This is a genomic window from Bifidobacterium callitrichos DSM 23973, assembly GCF_000741175.1.
GTDB classification, from domain to species: domain Bacteria; phylum Actinomycetota; class Actinomycetes; order Actinomycetales; family Bifidobacteriaceae; genus Bifidobacterium; species Bifidobacterium callitrichos.
On sequence record NZ_JGYS01000005.1, the window covers coordinates 116,733 to 135,343 of the forward strand.

The following is an 18,611-nucleotide window of genomic DNA, read 5'->3' on the forward strand; positions in this document are numbered from 1 at the left end:
ATGTCGTATGCGATGACAGACGACGAATGCGCCGGCGGGCGACGCCAGCCGGCTCAGGCGAAGTCGAGGATGCGCCTGGCCATCGTCTCGGCCGCGTCGCGGATGCCGTACTGCCAGGCGTGCGCGCCCATGTCGTGCAGCTGCTCCGGATCGTCGAGCAGTGTGGTGACCTCCTCACGCACCCATGTGGGCGTCAGATCCTTGTCGGCGACCATGATGCCGCCGTGCGCCTCGACGACCGGCTGGGCGTTGAACCGCTGTTCGCCGTTGCCAATGGGCAGCGGCACGTAGACCGCGGGCAGGCCGAGCGCTGTCAGTTCGGCCACGGTTCCGGCGCCGGAGCGGCATACGACCAGATCGGCGCAGGCGAAGGCCAGATCGATGCGTTCAAGATATTCGGCGACGTGGTAGTCGCCTCTGCCGGCATCGTCCGCGCCAAGACCCGTCAGATGTTCGGCGCCGGCATTGACGTCGACGAGGCTGCGGACCTCGTCCGACTTGCCCCTGCCGGTCAGGTGCACGACCTGCGCGACCTTGAGCAGATCGGCGGAGGCCGCGGCCACGGCCCGGTTGAGGCTGACCGCGCCCAGCGATCCGCCGGTGACGAGCACGAGCGGACGGTTCGGGTCGACGCCGAGTTCGGCGGCGGCCTCGGCGCGCGCGGCGGCGCGGTCGGTTTCGAGCTTCGTCACCAGATCGGCGATGGCGGGGCGCAGCGGCAGTCCGACGCGTTCGATCGAACCGTCCGAGGCGGGCTTCAAACCGGTGCCGTCGTAGACGGTGCCGATGAACTCGGCCCAGCGGCTGCCCAGCTTGTTGGCCATGCCGGCCCGCGCGTTCTGCTCGTGGATGACGATCGGCAGACCCATCCTGTGGGCCGTGGCGTACACGGGCGCGGAGGCGTAGCCGCCGAATCCGGCGACGACGTCGGCCTCGCGCTCCTCGAGGATGGTGCGGACCTTGCGGGTCTCGGCCGCCCACTTGCCCGGGAACTTGAGCATGTACAGGTTGGGGCGTCTCGGGAAGGGCACCTTCTCGATGGTGTCGAGCTCGAATCCCGCGGCGGGGACCAGATCCTTCTCGAGTCCGACCGCAGTGCCGATGACGCTGACCTTGGCGTCCGGTTCGAGTCGGCCGATCGCGGCGGCGACGGACAGCAACGGGTTGACATGGCCGGCGGTACCGCCGCCGGCGAGGACGATGTGCTTCATGCTCTACGAGCATAGTCGCCCCGCCACGTCCTCGCGGCCATGACTCACAGCTTGGAGATGTCCGCCTTGATCTGCGGCTGCTGGCGCATGAAGCGCATGGCGACGCCGGAGATGGCCAGACACATGATCATCGACGAGCCGCCGGCGGAGATGAACGGCATCGGCACGCCGAACACCGGGAAGATGCCGACGACGACGCCGATGTTGACCATCGCCTGGCCGACGAGCCACACGAGGATGCACATGAGCACCATCGAACTGTAGCGGTCCTTGAGCTGCAGGGCACTGAACAGCAGGCACCAGCCGAGGATCACGAAGATGAGGATCACCATCGCGCAGCCGAGGAATCCGGTCTCCTCACCGATGATCGCGAAGATGAAGTCGTTGTGCGCGGCCGGCAGGTAGTTCCATTTCTCGCGCGAGTTGCCCAAGCCCAGTCCCAGGAATCCTCCGGAGGCGATCGCGTAGCGGGCGTGCATCGACTGATAGCAGATCTGCTGCGCGTCGGCCGCGGAGCACTCCGTGTAGGCGGCGAGGATGCGCTGACGGCGATTGGGGCTGGAGGCGATCAACGCCACCACCAGCACCGACATGGCGACGACGAGCATCGCCATCCATTTGCCCGGGAATCCGGAGATGAGGAAGGCGACGATGCCGATGAACAGCAGGATCATCGCGGTGCCGAGATCCTTGCCTCCGAGCACGAGCAGCAGGGACAGGCCGTACACGCCACCGACCACGCCGTACGCCTTGACCTGCTCCTTGACGGTCCTCGCCCGGTCGTAGCGCCGCTTGGCGACGATCAGAGCCGAGGGCAACCATATGCACAGGGCGAACTTGATGAACTCGGCCGGCTGGATGGTGAAGCTGCCGCCGACGCGGATCCATCCGGTGTTGCCGTACTGGCTGACGCCGAGACCGGTGAAGGTCAGCAGCTGCAGAGCCATGGCGCCGCCCAGGGCGACGATGCCGAACCTGCGATAGAACCTGATCGGCACGAACGAGAGAATGAACCCGACGATCAGGCCGACGATGCAGAACGCCGCCTGACTCAGCGAGCCGAGGAAGGGGGATTTACCGGACGAGGCGGCCGATACGGCGGAGCTGGAGAACACCATGATCACGCCGAAGACGCTCAATCCCAGCACCGACATGCGGAACCCGTGGTAGCACCACAGCGGATTGAACAGGCTCTGCGGCTGCGATCCCGGTGGTCGGCGACCGGACCGGCCGGGACGTTCAGCGTCCGTCATACGTCTTCACCCATCGCTTGGCGGCTTCGGTGAACTTGACGCCGCGATCGGCGTAGGAGACGAACTGGTCCATCGACGCGCAGGCAGGGGCCATGAGCACCACGTCGCCGGGTTCGGCGTAACGTCCCGCGGCCTCGACCGCACGAGCCATCACGTCGTCGTTCGGATCGGGGTTGATGACCGTCAGCGGCGTGTCCGGCGCAGAGGCGGCGAACGCGTCGATCATCGGCTGCTGATCGCGGCCGATGATCACGGCGGCCTTGATGGTGCGCTTGCGATCGGCGACGAGATGCTCGAACCGGCTGCCCTTGGCGAGGCCTCCGGCGATCCACACCACCGAGCCGTCGGCGAAGCTGGACAGGGAGGCGTTGGCGGCGTGGGCGTTGGTGGCCTTGGAGTCGTCAACGAAGCGGATGGAGCGTCCGGAGACGTCCGGCGTGCTCGTGGCGACGGTGACGATACGGTGGCCGCCCGGGTGGAAGGTCTTCAGGGCGTCGAGCGCCTGCTGCCTGTCCGCGCCGAAGCCGAGCACCAGTGCGAGCGCGGTCAGCGCGTCGGCGAGCAGGTGCGGGTAGATCGTGCCGTCCGGCTCCATCAGATGCGTGAACTCCGCGACCTGTGCGAGGCGTACGCTTTCGCCGACCTCTCCCCCGGCCACGCCGCTCCTGTCGACGATCCATCCGTCGGCGACGCCGATCTGGCCGGACTCGGGCTCGTGGAGCGTGAAGCCGACCCTGCGGCAGCCTTCGGCCGGTTCTGCCTCATGGGCCTTCTCGGTAACGAGCGGGTCGTCCGCGTTGTAGACAAGGGCCCGCGTGACGCCGTGGAACACCTTGGCCTTGTCCGCCGCATAGTTCTCGCGGCCGCCGTGCCAGTCGAGGTGGTCGTCGGCGATGTTGGTGATGGCGGCGCAGGCGAGCTCCAACGAATCGGTGAAGTGCAGCTGGAAGGAGCTCAGTTCGACGCACAGTACGTCGTGCTTCGGGTTCGTGGCGCAGCGAGACAGCGACATCGCCATGTTGCCGGAGGCGATGTTGCCCGCGGTGGGGGCGTCGTACCCGCATGCGGTGAGCATGACCGAGGTCATCTCCGTGGTGGAGGTCTTGCCGTTGGTGCCGGTGATGCCGATCCACGGCGCCGGACGGCCGGTGCGAACCGAATCGACGCGCAGACGCCACGCGAACTCAACCTCGCTCATCACGGGGATGCCGCGCCGCTGCGCCTCGAGGATGAACGGGGTGCGCGGATTGAACACCGGGGACGACATGACATAGTCGACCTCGTCCCAGTTCACCTTGTCGAAGGAGTCGAGGTCGGCGGTGGGCTTGCGCTCGTCGACGCCGATGACCCGTGCGCCCTGCTCCTTAAGCACTTCGGCCAGCGACGTGCCGGACACTCCCAGTCCCGCGATGACTACCGTCTTGCCTTTGATATCCATGATGGTCTTGCCCCCTGCATGTGCTTGCATTGATCGTTGTCGATCGTCACGGCATTATCCCAGCCGTGTGTTTCGTTTGTTGCGAGTCGTTCCGTCAGCCGAACCGAACTCAGCCTGATTCAGCAGGACTTAGCCGAACTCAGCCGAACAGCAGTCCGGAACGGGTCACCCAGTCGCCGTAGAAGATCACCAGGGCGATGAGCACGAACATGAGCTCGATCATCCAGAAGCGGACCACGACCTTGGACTCCTGCCAACCGCACAGTTCGAAGTGATGGTGGATGGGAGCCATCTTGAAGACGCGCTTGTGCGTGGCCTTGAAGTAGCCGACCTGGATGACGTCGCTCATCGCCTCGATCACGTACAGTCCGCCGAGGATGACGGCGAGGAACTCGGTGTGCGTGGCGATCGAAAGCGCCGCGAACAGACCGCCGAGCGCGAGCGAGCCAGTGTCCCCCATGAAGATCGTGGCCGGATTGGTGTTGTACCACAGGAAGCCGATGCAGGCCACGGCCGCGCACACGGCGATGATGGTCAGGTCGAGCGGGTCGGAGACGGCATACGCATAGCCGGAGTGGCCGGCGCCCTTGAGATGGTAGCTCTCCCAGAAGGCGATGACGCCGTATCCGGTGAACGCGATCATCGAGGATCCGGCCGCGAGACCGTCCAGACCGTCGGTCAGGTTCACGGCGTTCGTCCACGCGGTCATCAGGAAGTTGACCCAGACGACGAACAGGATGATGGCGACGACCCGGCCCGCGAACTCGAAGCTGAAGAACGGGCGTTCGATGAAGCTCATGCCCGCCTGCGCGCTCGGGAAGCCGCTCTTGGTGGGGATGATGAGGGCGAGCACCGCGTAGATGGTCGCGAAGATGAACTGGCCGATGAACTTGCCGCGGACCGTCAGCCCCTCGCTTTGCTTCTTGCGCACCTTGGCGAAGTCGTCGATGAAGCCGAGCAGACCCATCGAGATCATCGCGAAGAGCACGAGCACCGCCGACCACGAGGGCACGTCTCCCATGTGCAGGTAGCGGTAGAGGGCCGAGGACGCCCACCCCAGAAGGATGGCGAGGTTGATGACCACGCCGCCGAGGGTCGGCGTGCCTCGCTTGACCTGATGCGACTTCGGTCCGTCTTGACGGATGTACTGGCCGTAGTGGAGACGATGCACCAGGCGGATGAGCATCGGGGTTCCGACGAGCGTGACGACCAGCGTCACCAGCATTCCTATGATCAGCGCAATCACTTGGGGTCTTCCTCTTCCCTATTCCCTATAGTTCCCGGGCCACGCCCGAAGGTCTTCGTTCGTTTCTCGGCGATACCCGACGGCCGATTATCCGATACCAGCCTAGTGGCGAGCCGGGTCAGCCGGCGCCCATCGTTCGGCCAGCGCGCTCAGACCCGAGGCGTGGGATCCCTTGAGCAGGGCCACGGTTCCCGGATGCTCGGACGCGACGGACGTGACGAGTCGATCGGCCTCATCGGCGTCGTGGACCCAGTCCACCGCGGCGTTCCCTTCCCTAGAGGCGATCGCCGTGCGGGCTCCCTCCGCCAGCGCTCCGGCGAGTGCGTCGAACTCGGCGTCCGTGGCGGAGCCGACGGCGACGATTCGGTCGAGGCCGAGTTCGGCCGCGTAGGCGCCGATCGATCGATGAAGACCCTGCTCGTCGCCGCCGAGTTCCAGCATCGCGCCGAGCACCGCCACGCGGTAGGGCTGCGTCTTTCGGCCCGCACCCCAGCGGGCGAGCCCGTCGAGGCCGGCGCGCATCGAATCGGGGTTCGCGTTGAACGAGTCGTCGATGAGCGTGAAGACCGCGCCATCGCGCTCGACGGTGGAGACGGCCATGCGGTGCGGGCTGATGCGGCGCTGCTCGCCGAGCACGCGGGCGATGTCGTCCAGCGGCATGCCGAGCATGTGCGCCACGGTGGAGGCGGCGAGCGCGTTCATCGCATTGTGCGCGCCGGGGATGGCCAGACGCACGGCCGCGGTATCGCCGTTGGCGGCGACGAGGGTGAACGACGGGTGATCCATGTCGTCGGTCGTCAGCTCGCGGACGGTGAGCGCGTCCTCGTCGGCGTGCGCCGGGTCGATGCCGAACCACACGACGTCGGCGGGGGCGATGGATCGCATCGCGGCGACGTGCGCGTCGTCGGCGTTGAGCACCGCGGTGCCGGACGGCAGCAGGCCCCGCACGATTTCGGACTTGGCCTGCGCGATGCGTTCGACGGAGCCGAACTCGCCCAGATGAGCCACGCCGACCTTGAGCACGATGGCGATGTCCGGCGGGGCGATGGTGGTCAGGCGTGCGATCTCGCCGACGTGGTTCGCGCCCATTTCGGCGACGAAGTAGCGGGTGTCGGCGTTCACGGTCAGGGCCGTCAGGGGCAGGCCGATCTCGTTGTTGAACGAGCCGACGGGGGCGACGGTCTCGTCGAGCGTCGACAGCAGCGACTTGAGGAGGTCCTTGGTGGTGGTCTTGCCGACCGAGCCGGTCAGCGCCACGAGCGTGAAGGGCTTGCCGGCGTCCGCGCGACGGCGTTCGATGTTGTGTCGGGCGAGCGCGCCGAGCGCCTCGACGGTGTCGTCGACGACGATCTGGGTGACGTCCGCATCGGACATGGCGTGGTCGACGATCGCGGCGGCGGCGCCCTTGGCGCCCAGTCCCGCCACGTAGTCGTGGCCGTCCACGCGTTCGCCCTTGATGGCGACGAACACACCGCCTTCGCCCACCAGACGGGAATCGCTGGTCGCCGAACGGGCGACCTCGCCTTCGGGCACCCCGCCCGCGTGCTCGCCGGCGAACGGGGCCGTGACCGTTCCTCCGACGGCTTCGGCGATCTCCGTGATGGTCATCGGCATCATCGTGCTGGACAAATTCCTCTCCTCGGTTGTGTGTTGTTGTTCCGTCTGTTGCTGCGTCGTGCTACTGCAGATCGCCGGCCACGCGCAGCGCGTTCCTGATGTTGTTGCGACGCACGCCCGCGGCGAGCACCATCGCTATGGCGAGCGACAGACGCGAGCGCTCGGCAGCGTCATCGCCTTCGCTGGCGTATTGGGCGAGCGTGTTCGACTCCTCGGTGGGACTGGTCACGCGCATCTGCTCGTCGGCGCGGAAGCCGTACTCCCCCTGCATGCGTTCGATCATCGCCCGGTCCGCGTTCGCTGGCGCCGGAAGCGACGAGCCGAGCACGTCGACGTTCACCGCTTCGAGCGCGTGGGCGCGGACGGTCAGATCGTTCAGCGCGATGACCACGGCGGCGGCGCCGTCCTCCGCGCAGATGGCGAGGGCGCGCTGCAGATCGATGATGCCGAGCGGATAGTCCAGTTCGAGAGGACGTTCGAGGGAGTACGATCCCCCGACGCTGATCGTGCCCACCGGATTGCCCAGCATGTGCAGGAACCGGGCGAGCTTGTCGACGGTGGCCACCCCTTCCTGTGGGCTGGCGGCGCTGACGGCGAAGATTGCGAGCGTGTTCGACGGATTGCCGGCCATCTGAGAGGCGAGCGTGCCCACCTCCTCGGGCGTCGGGTCGGCGAACAGCAGCGGCATGTCCGGATCGGACAGGGTGTCGCGTTCGGATGTCGGCACGATCGCGGCGTAGGCGCCTGCCCTGCGCGCCCGGCGCAGCGCGTCCATGCTCATGTCGTGGCCGGGGTGGAAGAGCGCGCCTGGCTCGATCGAGTCGAGATCGTCGGCGAGCGAGGTGACGGTGACGTGTCCGGCGAACGGCGGCACCAGTTCCCACCCGTAATGCTCGACGAGGTGCCCGAGGGTCATGCGCTGCATGATCGACTCATTGACTGCACTCATAGTGTCCCTTTCATCATTGCGCCGCTTTTCACCAATCCACTGCAATAGCATCCGTGCGCGGAGACGAGGTGGGCACTTCGTACTTCTGCATAAGGAATTCACCAATCTTGGCGAACAATGCGCCGGAGGTGAGACCGCCGTACGTGCCGTCGGGATCCTGCATGACGACGGTGACGACATAGCGCGGATTGTCGGCGGGCAGGATGCCGACGAAGTCGGCGATGATCGAGGTGAGCCGTCCGTCGGCTCCCGCGACCTCGGCGGTGCCGGTCTTCGCGGCGACGCGGTAGCCATTGACGCCGGCGGTGGCCTTGTACTCCTCGCCGACCGACTCCATAGCGTTCCTCAGCTGTTTGGCGTACTGCTCGTCGATGACGCGCGTGGCCTCGTTGTGCACCTTGTCGGTGACGTGCCCGTCCGCGTCGGTGATCGACTTGATGATCGACTGCTTGCGGATGACGCCGTCATTGGCGATGACGGAGATGGCTCGCGTCAGCTGCAGGGGGTTGACGGTGTATCCCTGGCCGAACAGGACGGTGTCCTTGGTGCGCCCGTCCCAGGCGGAGGGGGATGCGAGGATGCCGTTCGTCTCGCCGGGCAGATCGAGCCCGGTGGGCTGTCCGATGCCGAATTTGGTGAGCATCTCATGGCGCTGCTGGGGCGTCACGTTCTTGGCGGCCATGACCATGCCGACGTTCGACGAGTTCCTCAGGATGCCGGCGAGCGTCCAATGCTCGCTGCCGTGCTCGTGGGAGTCGTGGAACTTCTGTCCGTTCCAGTCGATCTCGTAGGGGACGGTGAACTTGTCGTCGATCTTGTGCGCACCGTTCTGCAGGATCGCGGCCATCGCGGGCACCTTGCCCACCGATCCGGGCTCGAAGGTCTGCGTGACCGCACGGGAGGCGTTGAGCTTGGCCTGGTCGGAGCCAGCCTGGATCTGGTCGCTGTCCTCCAGGGCGATGATCTCGCCGGTGCGGCAGTCCTCGACCACGGCGACGCCCCACTTGGCGTGGAAGCTCGCGACCCCCTCGGTCAGGACCTTCTTGACGTACCAGTCGACATCGGCGTCGATGGTCAGACTCACGTCCTTGCCGTCGACCGCGTCCTTCGATTCGGTGACGGTGCCGGGGATGACCTCGCCGCCGAGGCCGCGCTGGTACACGGTGTAGCCGTCGGTGCCCTTGAGCGTCTCGTTGAGGGCGCTTTCCAGTCCGGCCGCGCCCTCACCCTCGTCGTTGACGCCTCCGAGCAGGGATCCGAGCAGCGTGTTCTCGGCGTAGACGCGTTCGCTGCTCAGCTCGCCGTAGACGATGCCGGCGAGTCCCAGCTTGTCGATCTTGCGCTTGACGGCGGGGGTGACGTCCTTCTTGATGATGAGGTACTTGCCGTCGCCGTTGAGCTTGGCCCCCAGTTCGAGCGCGTCGACCTTGAGGATCGGGGCGAGCAGACGCGCCACGGCGGCCGCGCCCGTGGCGCCGACCGGCTTGCCGTTGACCTGATGGCAGTATCCGAGCGTCTTGGCCTGCTTGGATCCGCACGCCACCGGCGTGAACGCGGTGGCGGCGTCGGGGATGCCGATGATGTTGTAGCGCTCGACGCTCTGGGCGAGCACCGTGCCGTTGGTGTCGGTGATCCTGCCGCGGTTGGAGCGGATCGTGATCCTGCTGGTGCGCATATCGGTGGCCGCCTGCGCGGTGGCGCGCCCCTGCAGCAGCTGCACGCGGGCGAGCTGGAGCAGGCACGAGCCCGCCACCACGGCGAGCACCATGCCGATGACGAGGCAGCGGAACATGAAGGAGTCCAGTCCATGCCTGCGCATGAACCCCTTGTAGAAGGGCTCCCTTCGTGCCATTTACTTACCCTCCGTGGACTTGTAGCCGTTGAGATCGATGGATACGGAACTGGACTGCGGAACCATGCCCATGTCGCTGGCCTTCTGCGGCAGGGATGCCTGCAGCTGGTCAAGCTTGGCCTGATCGTCCTGGACGTCCTGGGTCAGACGGCTGATCGACGTCTCGATCGCCGACACCTCGAACGCGTTCTGCACCATCTGCGTGCGCAGCATCAGCGCGCCGATGAGGGTGGAGGCGAGGAAGACCACGGCCACGATGATGTGCACGGTCGGGGCGGAGCGGGTGCGCACCCACTCCATGAACCGGCTGAAGCCTGCGGCGAGATCGTCCTTGTCCGTGCGTCCTCCGTTGACGACGCGCAGTTCGGGTCGCGATGCGGGCTTCGCCGCGGGCTCGGGCCGACGCGAGGCCGGCACCGCGTTGGAACGCAGGGAACGTGCTGTGGCTGCCATGATCTAGTTCCTCTCCCCATACTGGCGGTCGGATGTGCTTGTTGTCTCGTACCGTTCGATGAAACGGCGTGGTATCGGTCTGACGAGCTCCACCGCGCGCAGGCGTACGGACGCCGATCGCGGGTTCGAGGCGATCTCCTCCTCATCGGCCTTGATCGCCCCGCGCGTGAGCTCCCTGAAGAACGGCCGCGCCTCGGGAGGCACCACCGGCATGTTCGGCGGCACGTCGGCGACGAGCCCGTCGTTCATGAACGTCTTGACGGTCTTGTCCTCCAGCGAGTGGTAGGACTCGACGACGATGCGCCCGTGGCCGCGCAGTCGCAGTGCGATCTGCGGCAGGGTGCGGGCGAGCTTGTCCAGTTCGCCGTTGACCTCGATACGCAGCGCCTGGAACACGCGCTTGGCGGGGTTGCCCGCCGGCCGGTGCGCCTTGGGGACGACCTCGTCCACAAGCGCGTTGAGCTCGGCTGAGGTGGTCAGGGGGCTTTCGGTACGGCGCATGACGATCTCGTGCGCGATCTGGCGGGAGAACTTCTCCTCGCCGTAGGTCCTGAAGATGCGCGTCAGGCTGCGTTCGTCGTATTCGGCGAGCACCCGTTCGGCGGTCAGCGGCTGGCTGACGTCCATGCGCATGTCGAGCGGCGCATCGTGCGAATAGGAGAAGCCTCGATCGGTCTCGTCGATCTGCAGGCTCGACAGACCCAGATCCATGAACGCGGCGTCCACGCGGCCGATGCCGTGCTCGTCGAGCGCCTCGGTGAATTCGTCGAAGGCGGCGTGCACGGGGATGAACCGGTCGGCCAGTCCCTCTCGCCGCATGCGCTCGGCGGCCAGTCCCAACGCCTCGGCATCGCGGTCGATGCCGACCAGTCGGGCCTCGGGCACGGCCTTGAGGAATGCCGTGGCGTGTCCGGCGAGTCCCAGCGTGCAGTCCACGATCGTGGGATGCGCGTCGCGCCCGTCACGCCCGGCAGTGGCCTTCAGGCCGCCGGTGACGAGTCGCACGCAGTCCTCCAGCAGCACGGGACGGTGGATCGCCGCCAGATCTCGCTCCTGCGTCTCGGTCATATCGTCGTCTTTCCGTTCGTTCGTCTTCGTTGGTCCATTCGGTTCGCGCGGTTCTCGCGGCTCCGCATTCGCGTCGTTCGCGTCCATGCCGGTCATCAGAACTCCACCTCCGGCAGCACGTCATCCGCGATGTTCGCGTAGTCCTGCTCCTTCTCGGCCAGATAGGACTCCCACGTGGCGCGGTTCCAGATCTCGGCGCGGGTGCCCACGCCGATCACCACGATGTCGTCCCCCAGATGCGCGTAGTCGCGCAGCATCTGCGGCACCAGCACGCGCCCCTGCTTGTCCGGCGTCTGGTCCACCGCTCCGGAGAGGAACACGCGCAGGTATTCGCGCGCCGCCTTGTTGCCCACCGAGACGCGCTGGATCTGCATCGCGATGCGCCGGAACTCGGCCACCGGCAGCAGGTAGACGCAGCGCTCCTGACCGCGGGCCATGACCAGTCCCTGTCCGAGCTGGCCACGCATCTTGGCGGGCAGGGCCATGCGCCCCTTGGCGTCGATCTTCGGTGTGTAGGTGCCAAGCATCAGAGCGGGCATGCCCAGATCGGCCATCACTCCGGCGACCCCGCCCATCGGCATGCCGCCCATCGACTGCGTGGACTGTGCTGACTGGTCCGAACCGCCTTGGGCGGGGTCGAATGCCATGCCGTTCGCGTTTTCGCCGGTCAATCGCCCCACCTCCTTGCCGTTTCACTTCGGACACACCACGCCACACTGATTCCCCACTTTACCCCACGACTCCCCATTTTTCCCCACCCGATCACACTTTCCGCGCTTTTTCACGGGGCCCGACCCGAACGGCGAATTCAACCGAAGTTCATCTTCCACGTCGGATCATGCAGTCCGATCGTTCGGGGGAAGGAGTAGATTGGGATACCTTGAATTTTTCGTTCAGACAAAAGGGAAACGGTACAAGCATGTCGAGTTACGCCTCGCAACTTGAGGAGGAACAGCGCGCGGTGACACGCGCATACGACCGTCTTGACGCATTGCGCGCCGAAGCCAGGGAACGCCTCGACGCCGTGCGCGCCGCCGGCGCCCACGGCTCCCCCACGCAGCGCACCGAGCGCGACTCCTTCGCCACGATGTACGAGGACCGCCTCACCCAGCTGCGCTCGGTGGAGGATCGTCTGGTGTTCGGCAGGCTCGACGATTCGGCCGGAGGCCGCCGCTACATCGGGCGCATAGGGCTGACCGACAAGTCCCACAAGCCCATCCTCACCGATTGGAGGGCGGACGCCGCCCGCCCCTTCTACGAGGCCACCCCCTCGCATCACGGCGACATCGTGATGCGCCGCCACATCACCCTGAGCTTCCGAGAGGTGGTCGCCGTCGAGGACGAGGTGCTCGACGTGCACTCCGATCAGGTCGGCGAGGCGTCCAAATCCGGCACGCTCACCGGCGAGGGCGCACTGCTGGCCTCGCTCAGCTCCAGGCGCACCGGCAAGATGACCGACATCGTCGCCACAATCCAGGCCGAGCAGGACCACATCATCCGCTCGCAGATGGGCCGCGCCGTGGTGGTGCAGGGAGGCCCCGGCACCGGCAAGACCGCCGTGGCGCTGCATCGCGCCGCATATCTGCTCTACACGCACCGGCGCACGCTGGAACGCTCCGGCGTGCTCGTGGTCGGCCCGAGCTCGGCGTTCCTACACTACATCGACCAGGTGCTCCCCTCGCTGGGCGAGACCGGCGTGGTCTCCCGCACCATCGCGGACCTCATCCCCGGCGTGCACGCCACGACGTTCGACACCCCGCGCGCAGCCCAGCTCAAGGGTGACCACCGCATGGCCAACGCCATCCGCAACGCCGTCTCCTCCCGCGAGCGCGTGCCCGCCGACCTGCCCGTCGTGCAGATCAGCGGCATCCCGGTGCCGATGCTGGCCGCCGACATCGAACAGGCGCAGGCCGAGGCACGCCGCACCCGCCAGCCGCACAACAAGGCGCGCGAGACCTTCGTCAAATCGATGATCTCCGCGATGCGCGTGCGCTACGAGGAGCAGCTCGACTACACGCCCGACCAGGACGAGATCAACCGCGCCGTCTCCCTGCTGCGCATGAACGACAAGGTGCGTGTGGCGCTGAACCTCGCATGGCTGCCGATGACCGGCCCGTGGCTGATCGACGACATGTTCTCCAAGCCGGACAAGCTGCGCCGGTTCGCCCCGTGGCTGTCCGACGAGGACGTGGCCGAACTGGTGCGCCCGAAGGGCTCGCCGCTGACCCGCTCCGACGTGCCGCTGCTCGACGAGGCGCTTGAACTGCTCGGAGACGACCCGAAGGTGGCCGCGCGTCGCAAGCGCGACGAGGCTCGCGCGAAGGAGGCCCTGCAGTTCGCGCAGGATACGCTCGCCCAGAACGGCATCGGCAACGGGCTGGTCACCTCGCAGATGCTCGTCGACCAGATCAACGGCGACGACGTGGAGCTGACCGCGCAGCGCGCCGGCCGCGACCGCGAATGGGTGTACGGGCACATCGTCGTCGACGAGGCGCAGGAGCTCACCGCGATGGACTGGCGCATGCTGATGCGGCGCTGCCCCTCGCGCTCGTTCACCATCGTGGGCGATGTGGCGCAGACCAGCGCCCTCGGCGGCACGCGCTCCTGGCCCAAGACGATGAACCGCCTGTTCGGCCGCGGCAATTGGGATCTCAACGAGCTGACCATCGACTACCGCAACCCGCAGGAGGTCTCCGATCTGGCCGGACGGTTCGCCGAGGCGCAGGGCCTGTACATCTCCACCGTGCATGCGGTGCGCCGTATCGCCGACGCGGTCACGCGCACCGTGGTGCCGGATCGCGGCGAACTGGTGGCGGCGGCCGCGCGGGAGGCCGCGGATCTCGCAAGGCGGTTCGTCGCCAAGGACGGATCCGGACGTGTGGCGATGATCGCCCCGGAGTCGCTGGTGGATACGCTGCGTCCGGCCGTCGCGGCCGCGCTTGCGGATGCGCTCGGCGCCGACGAGGCCGCGCGCATCGCCGATCAGGAGCCGTGGGACCGCCAGGTGACGGTGAGCGGCACCGAGGAGGTCAAGGGCCTCGAATACGACGCGGTGGTGCTCGTCGAGCCAAGCCTGATCGATCAGGAGTCGCCGAGCCGACTGGTCGCCGCGGCCGATCTGTATGTGGCGATGACCCGACCGACACAGCGTCTGGCCATCGTTCGGACCTCAATGGACGAAAAGGACCTGGAACTCTAAGGTGGGAAACATGCCTAAAGCACTGTTACTGGAAAACATTCATCCCGACGCGGCCCAGTCGCTGCGCGACCACGGTTTCGAGGTCGTCACGGCGAAGGGCGCGCTGAGCGAGGACGAGCTCATCGACGCACTTGACGGCGTCGACATCGTCGGCGTCCGTTCGAAGACAAGCGTCACCAGGCGCGTGCTCGAAGCGCGTCCGACGCTGTCCGCGGTCGGATGCTTCTGCATCGGCACGAACCAGGTGGATCTCGACTTCGCCGGCCGTCAGGGCATCGCCGTGTTCAACGCGCCGTACTCCAACACCCGTTCGGTGGTGGAGCTGGTGATCTGCGACATCATCTGCCTGATGCGCCGCATCCCGGCGCACACGCATCATCTCAAGCACGGTCTGTGGGACAAGTCCGCCTCCGGTTCGCATGAGGTTCGCGGCAAGACCCTCGGCATCATCGGCTACGGCAACATCGGCTCCCAGTTGAGCGTGCTGGCCGAGGCACTGGGCATGCGCGTGCTGTTCTACGACCTCGAGGAGAAGCTGGCGATGGGCAACGCCCGCCGCTGCGCCACGCTCAACGAGCTGCTGGAGCAGTCCGATGCGGTCACGCTGCACGTGGACGGCCGCAAGTCGAACACCGGTTTCTTCGGCGAGGATCAGTTCGCGCATATGAAGCAGGACGCGATCTTCATCAACGCCTCGCGTGGCTTCGTCGCGGACCTCGACGCCCTCAAGCAGCACCTCGACTCCGGTCACCTCTCCGGCGCGGCCGTGGACGTGTTCCCCGTCGAGCCGAAGAAGAACGGCGATCCGTTCATCACCTCTCTGGCGGACGAGGACAACATGATCCTCACCCCGCACATCGGCGGTTCGACGCTGGAGGCGCAGAAGTCGATCGGCCACTTCGTCTCCCAGCGTCTGGAGGACTATTGGGAGAAGGGCTCGACCTCGCTGTCGGTGAACCTGCCGCAGATCAATCTCGGTCCCAACCGCGGCGTGACACGCATCGCGCACCTGCACGCGAACCTGCCGGGCGTGCTCGCCCGCGTGAACCACGTGCTCGGCGAGGAGAACATCAACATCGCCGCCCAGTCCCTCGGCACCGAGGGTGAACTCGGCTATGTGGTGACCGATGTCTCCCAGAAGCCGTCGTCGAAGACGCTTGAAGCGCTGCGCGCCATCGAGGGCACGATCCGCATGCGCGTGATCTCCTGACGGCGGTGTATGGCTCTGACGCATCTGCACGCCAGGGCGTGAAAGGGGCTGTGACTCCCCCGCTGGGAGTCACAGCCCCTTTCGTATGGCTTTCTACGTCTTATGCGTGCTTCAGCTCGTCGATCGCCGACTGGAAGTCGTCGAGGTTCTCGAAATTCTGGTAGACGCTGGCGAACCGCAGGTAGGCGACCTCGTCGAGGTCTCGCAGCGGCTTGAGAATCGCCTTGCCGACCTCGTCGGAGGTGACCTGAGCCTGACCGGTGGAGCGCAGATCCTCCTCGACGCGCTGGCCGAGCATCTTCAGATCGTTCTCCTTGACCGGCCTTCCCTGGCATGCCTTACGCACACCCGAGATGACCTTGTCACGGTTGAACGGCTCCAGACTCCCGGAGCGCTTCTCCACCAGCAACGTAGTGGTTTCCAGCGTGGTGAACCGCTTGTTGCAGTACAGGCACATGCGGCGACGACGGATGGAGTAGCCGTCCTCGCTGACACGAGTTTCCACAACCTTGGTTTCGGCATGATGACAGTAAGGGCAATGCATGAACTCCACCATACCGTGCCAATCACGGAAATTGCCATTCCCACGGGGTTTCGCATGACCAATCATTCGAAAATCCACCGGCGGACGCCGCAGGGACTCCCCTCGTCTAGTCATCCGGTTCCTCCACAGGCACGAGGATACGCTGACCCACCTCAAGCGACGTGCCTTCCAGATGGTTGAGCTCCACCAGCTCCTCCACCGATTGGTTGACGTCACCGCCTTCGGGCGTAACCATCTGCGCATAGGTCCACAGCGTCTGACCGGGTTGCACGGTATAGCTCTCCACCTCCATGGGCCCCGCCGCCGAATCGGCCATCGACGGACTGAACGCACTCAATGCGGCCACTGCCACGAGCACAACCAGCAGCAGCGCCATGATCCTTGACAGGATTCGTTCCATGGTCACCACACCCTCTCGAACACTTGTTCTAACGAACGGATGTACTAATTGTGGCATGAATGTTCGAACGGCGCAACCCGCCGTGTCGAACAAATGTTTGATGAAATGAACAATTCACGTTATGCTTATCACATATTCGAAAGGAGAGCCCATGAGCACCATCCCGTTCAACCCGGGCATCGCCGACGGCCAGACCGAGACGGCAAAACCGCTTACCGACCGTCAGCGCCGCATCCTCGAGGCGATCACTACGTACCAGAACGAGTGCGGCTTCGCTCCCTCCTTCAGAGACATCGGAGAGGCCTGCGGCCTCAAGAGCCCCTCCTCGGTCAAGCACCAGCTGCAGGTGCTGGCGCAGAAGGGCTATATCCGCCTCAATGCGAACAAGGGACGCGCCATCGAGATCCTGCGTACGCCCGACGCCGAGACGGCGTCATCCACCGATCAGCATATCCCCATCCAACCGTCCCGTACGGCCGCGGACATCGAGGCCAATGACGGCGGGGAACGACGTTCCAGCGCCATCGTCTACCGGTTCCCCACCACGCTTGGGCAGGAGACGGACGAGGAGTCGTCGGATTCCCGTGACGTCCCGCTTGTGGGCCGCATCGCCGCGGGCGTGCCAATCACCGCCGAACAGCATGTGGAGGATGTGATGCGCCTGCCCGAGCGTCTGACCGGTTCGGGCGGAAGACTGTTCATGCTGGAGGTGCATGGCGATTCGATGATCGACGCCGCCATCTGCGACGGCGATTTCGTCGTGGTGCGCGAGCAGAACGACGCCGTCAACGGCGATATCGTCGCCGCCCTGCTGGACGGCGAGGCGACGGTGAAGACCTATCGCAAGGAGCATGGCCATCTGTGGCTGATGCCGCACAATCCCGCTTACGCCCCCATCGACGGCACGCAGGCCACGATCATGGGCAGGGTCGTGACGGTTCTGCGCAAGCTGTGATATAGCAGACGCCCCGCAGCAGAAAACCCCGGCACTGGCCGGGGTTTTCTGTAGGGCAGCACGCCAACTTATCGCTTAATGACAGCTTCCATAGACCAGCGTCCAGCATCCTGTGATACCCGCATTGAACCGCCATACCGATGGAGCCTCTCCCCATATCGCCCCAAACCGGAATGCATATGATGCATATCATCACTCATCCGTTTCAACGGGACGTCGGTGACTCTCATGATGTACTGACGTGGCAAGGTCTCGATGCTGAACACATAATCGAACCTCGGATCTGCGTGACTAGCTATGTTACCCAATGATTCCCGCATGAGACCAGTCAGTAAAGCCACGACCTCCGGCGTATCCTCATGATCACTCGTATCGGGAAGCAGTATGCTCCCATTGAAGCCCATCGCCGTCAACCGTTGCCTCTGCCGATCCCCGATTTGCCGCAATCGATCAGGCAACACGGATTGCGGCAATCGCTTCTCATCATTCAGATCGAACCCATCCGCAGTCCCCTCATTGAGCTGGTTGATGAGCTGACGAACGCCGATGTTGGCATGCATCATTGATTGCAGCGCATTGCTGAGTTCAGCATTATCGGAAGGTGATATCTGCATATGATGCCTGAGAATGAGTACTGCATCCGTGATGTCATTGGCGATATGGTCATGCAGCTTTTCGGTGACAGCATCTCTAGTTCGACATTCTCGCAAACGTTGCCGCATCAACGCCTTGTCCTGTTCCTGCCGCATGACATATCCTACAAGCATGGAAAGCAGTAAGGCCGATACGGGAAACAACAGATAGAGAAACAACATATTCGGCAGTGTGTGAGACGTGCCGACAACCAGATCCATTTCAAATGTGTTCAACGATCCAGATACTACTCGAGTCATGAATGAAATGATTCCTATGACAATGGTTCCAGCTATCCCCTGCTCGATATTACAGTAACCCAACACTGCGACTGCAAACATACAGGAGATGAAATAACTGTTTGGTAAAATAATGTCGGCCCCCGGGAATACTCCTATGACCCAGCAAAGCAGAATCATCCAACTACCTACATACGGATATATATTGACGATCAACAATGCGGTACACGAAACGATCAATAATGATGATTGCGCAATTGAATAGTTGATTTCCATTAGTGGAAGTGCAATACAACAGAGAAGAATACAGATCGCGGATGGCATATACGTCCATGGATATCCAC

General features: G+C 64.9%; 16 protein-coding genes. 3 read left to right on the plus strand and 13 right to left on the minus strand.

What is annotated here, in order from left to right:
- Positions 1-53: 53 nt before the first annotated feature.
- The 10 genes from BCAL_RS03705 to mraZ form a co-directional block, all read right to left on the minus strand.
- On the minus strand, positions 54-1,211 hold the full coding sequence (locus BCAL_RS03705) for a UDP-N-acetylglucosamine--N-acetylmuramyl-(pentapeptide) pyrophosphoryl-undecaprenol N-acetylglucosamine transferase (protein ID WP_043165288.1): 1,158 nt from the start codon (positions 1,209-1,211) through the stop codon (positions 54-56).
- Positions 1,212-1,255: 44 nt separating this feature from the next.
- Positions 1,256-2,464, minus strand: coding sequence for a peptidoglycan glycosyltransferase FtsW (locus BCAL_RS03710; protein WP_081887223.1), 1,209 nt, complete (start codon positions 2,462-2,464; stop codon positions 1,256-1,258).
- Complete coding sequence (murD, locus tag BCAL_RS03715; protein ID WP_140444374.1) at positions 2,451-3,932, minus strand: UDP-N-acetylmuramoyl-L-alanine--D-glutamate ligase; 1,482 nt, start codon at positions 3,930-3,932, stop codon at positions 2,451-2,453. The genes BCAL_RS03710 and murD overlap by 14 nt, the downstream gene beginning before the upstream one ends.
- A 109-nt stretch (positions 3,933-4,041) precedes the next feature.
- Complete coding sequence (gene mraY / locus BCAL_RS03720; RefSeq protein ID WP_043165292.1) at positions 4,042-5,148, minus strand: phospho-N-acetylmuramoyl-pentapeptide-transferase; 1,107 nt, start codon at positions 5,146-5,148, stop codon at positions 4,042-4,044.
- 102 nt (positions 5,149-5,250) lie between these two features.
- Positions 5,251-6,765, minus strand: a complete 1,515-nt coding sequence (locus BCAL_RS03725) for a UDP-N-acetylmuramoyl-tripeptide--D-alanyl-D-alanine ligase (RefSeq protein WP_043165294.1) — start codon at positions 6,763-6,765, stop codon at positions 5,251-5,253.
- Positions 6,766-6,826: 61 nt separating this feature from the next.
- Positions 6,827-7,714, minus strand: coding sequence for a hypothetical protein (locus BCAL_RS03730; RefSeq protein ID WP_043165296.1), 888 nt, complete (start codon positions 7,712-7,714; stop codon positions 6,827-6,829).
- A gap of 28 nt (positions 7,715-7,742) precedes the next feature.
- Complete coding sequence (locus tag BCAL_RS03735) at positions 7,743-9,566, minus strand: peptidoglycan D,D-transpeptidase FtsI family protein (protein ID WP_081887224.1); 1,824 nt, start codon at positions 9,564-9,566, stop codon at positions 7,743-7,745.
- Positions 9,567-10,019 carry a cell division protein FtsL gene (ftsL, locus tag BCAL_RS03740; protein ID WP_043165297.1) on the minus strand — a complete coding sequence of 151 codons (453 nt, stop codon included), beginning with the start codon at positions 10,017-10,019 and terminating at the stop codon, positions 9,567-9,569. It lies immediately after the preceding gene.
- 3 nt (positions 10,020-10,022) lie between these two features.
- The gene (rsmH, locus tag BCAL_RS03745; RefSeq protein WP_043165472.1) at positions 10,023-11,087 is read right to left on the minus strand and encodes a 16S rRNA (cytosine(1402)-N(4))-methyltransferase RsmH; all 1,065 of its coding nucleotides are present in this window, start codon (positions 11,085-11,087) and stop codon (positions 10,023-10,025) included.
- A 95-nt stretch (positions 11,088-11,182) separates the two neighbouring features.
- Positions 11,183-11,668: a division/cell wall cluster transcriptional repressor MraZ gene (gene mraZ / locus BCAL_RS03750; protein WP_181162446.1), complete on the minus strand. Its 486-nt coding sequence runs from the start codon at positions 11,666-11,668 to the stop codon at positions 11,183-11,185.
- A 338-nt stretch (positions 11,669-12,006) separates the two neighbouring features.
- Here mraZ and BCAL_RS03755 point away from each other — a divergent pair, with 338 nt between their 5' ends.
- Both BCAL_RS03755 and serA read left to right on the plus strand, forming a co-directional pair.
- Positions 12,007-14,286 (plus strand): HelD family protein, encoded by a 2,280-nt coding sequence (locus tag BCAL_RS03755; protein ID WP_043165298.1) that lies wholly within the window; start codon positions 12,007-12,009, stop codon positions 14,284-14,286.
- Positions 14,287-14,296: 10 nt separating this feature from the next.
- Entirely contained in the window at positions 14,297-15,496 is a 1,200-nt protein-coding gene (gene serA, locus BCAL_RS03760) for a phosphoglycerate dehydrogenase (protein WP_043165299.1), read from the plus strand.
- 100 nt (positions 15,497-15,596) lie between these two features.
- Here the strand turns inward: serA and nrdR are convergent, their stop codons facing one another.
- Together nrdR and BCAL_RS03770 are read right to left on the minus strand one after the other, a co-directional pair.
- Positions 15,597-16,040: a transcriptional regulator NrdR gene (nrdR, locus tag BCAL_RS03765; RefSeq protein ID WP_043165476.1), complete on the minus strand. Its 444-nt coding sequence runs from the start codon at positions 16,038-16,040 to the stop codon at positions 15,597-15,599.
- A 106-nt stretch (positions 16,041-16,146) separates the two neighbouring features.
- On the minus strand, positions 16,147-16,416 hold the full coding sequence (locus tag BCAL_RS03770; protein ID WP_052119082.1) for a LysM peptidoglycan-binding domain-containing protein: 270 nt from the start codon (positions 16,414-16,416) through the stop codon (positions 16,147-16,149).
- A gap of 175 nt (positions 16,417-16,591) precedes the next feature.
- Here BCAL_RS03770 and lexA point away from each other — a divergent pair, with 175 nt between their 5' ends.
- The gene (gene lexA, locus BCAL_RS03775) at positions 16,592-17,395 is read left to right on the plus strand and encodes a transcriptional repressor LexA (RefSeq protein WP_043165300.1); all 804 of its coding nucleotides are present in this window, start codon (positions 16,592-16,594) and stop codon (positions 17,393-17,395) included.
- A gap of 68 nt (positions 17,396-17,463) precedes the next feature.
- On the opposite strand, the gene BCAL_RS03780 is transcribed toward lexA, so the two are convergent.
- Positions 17,464-18,543, minus strand: a complete 1,080-nt coding sequence (locus BCAL_RS03780) for a sensor histidine kinase (RefSeq protein ID WP_152600326.1) — start codon at positions 18,541-18,543, stop codon at positions 17,464-17,466.
- Positions 18,544-18,611: the final 68 nt, after the last annotated feature.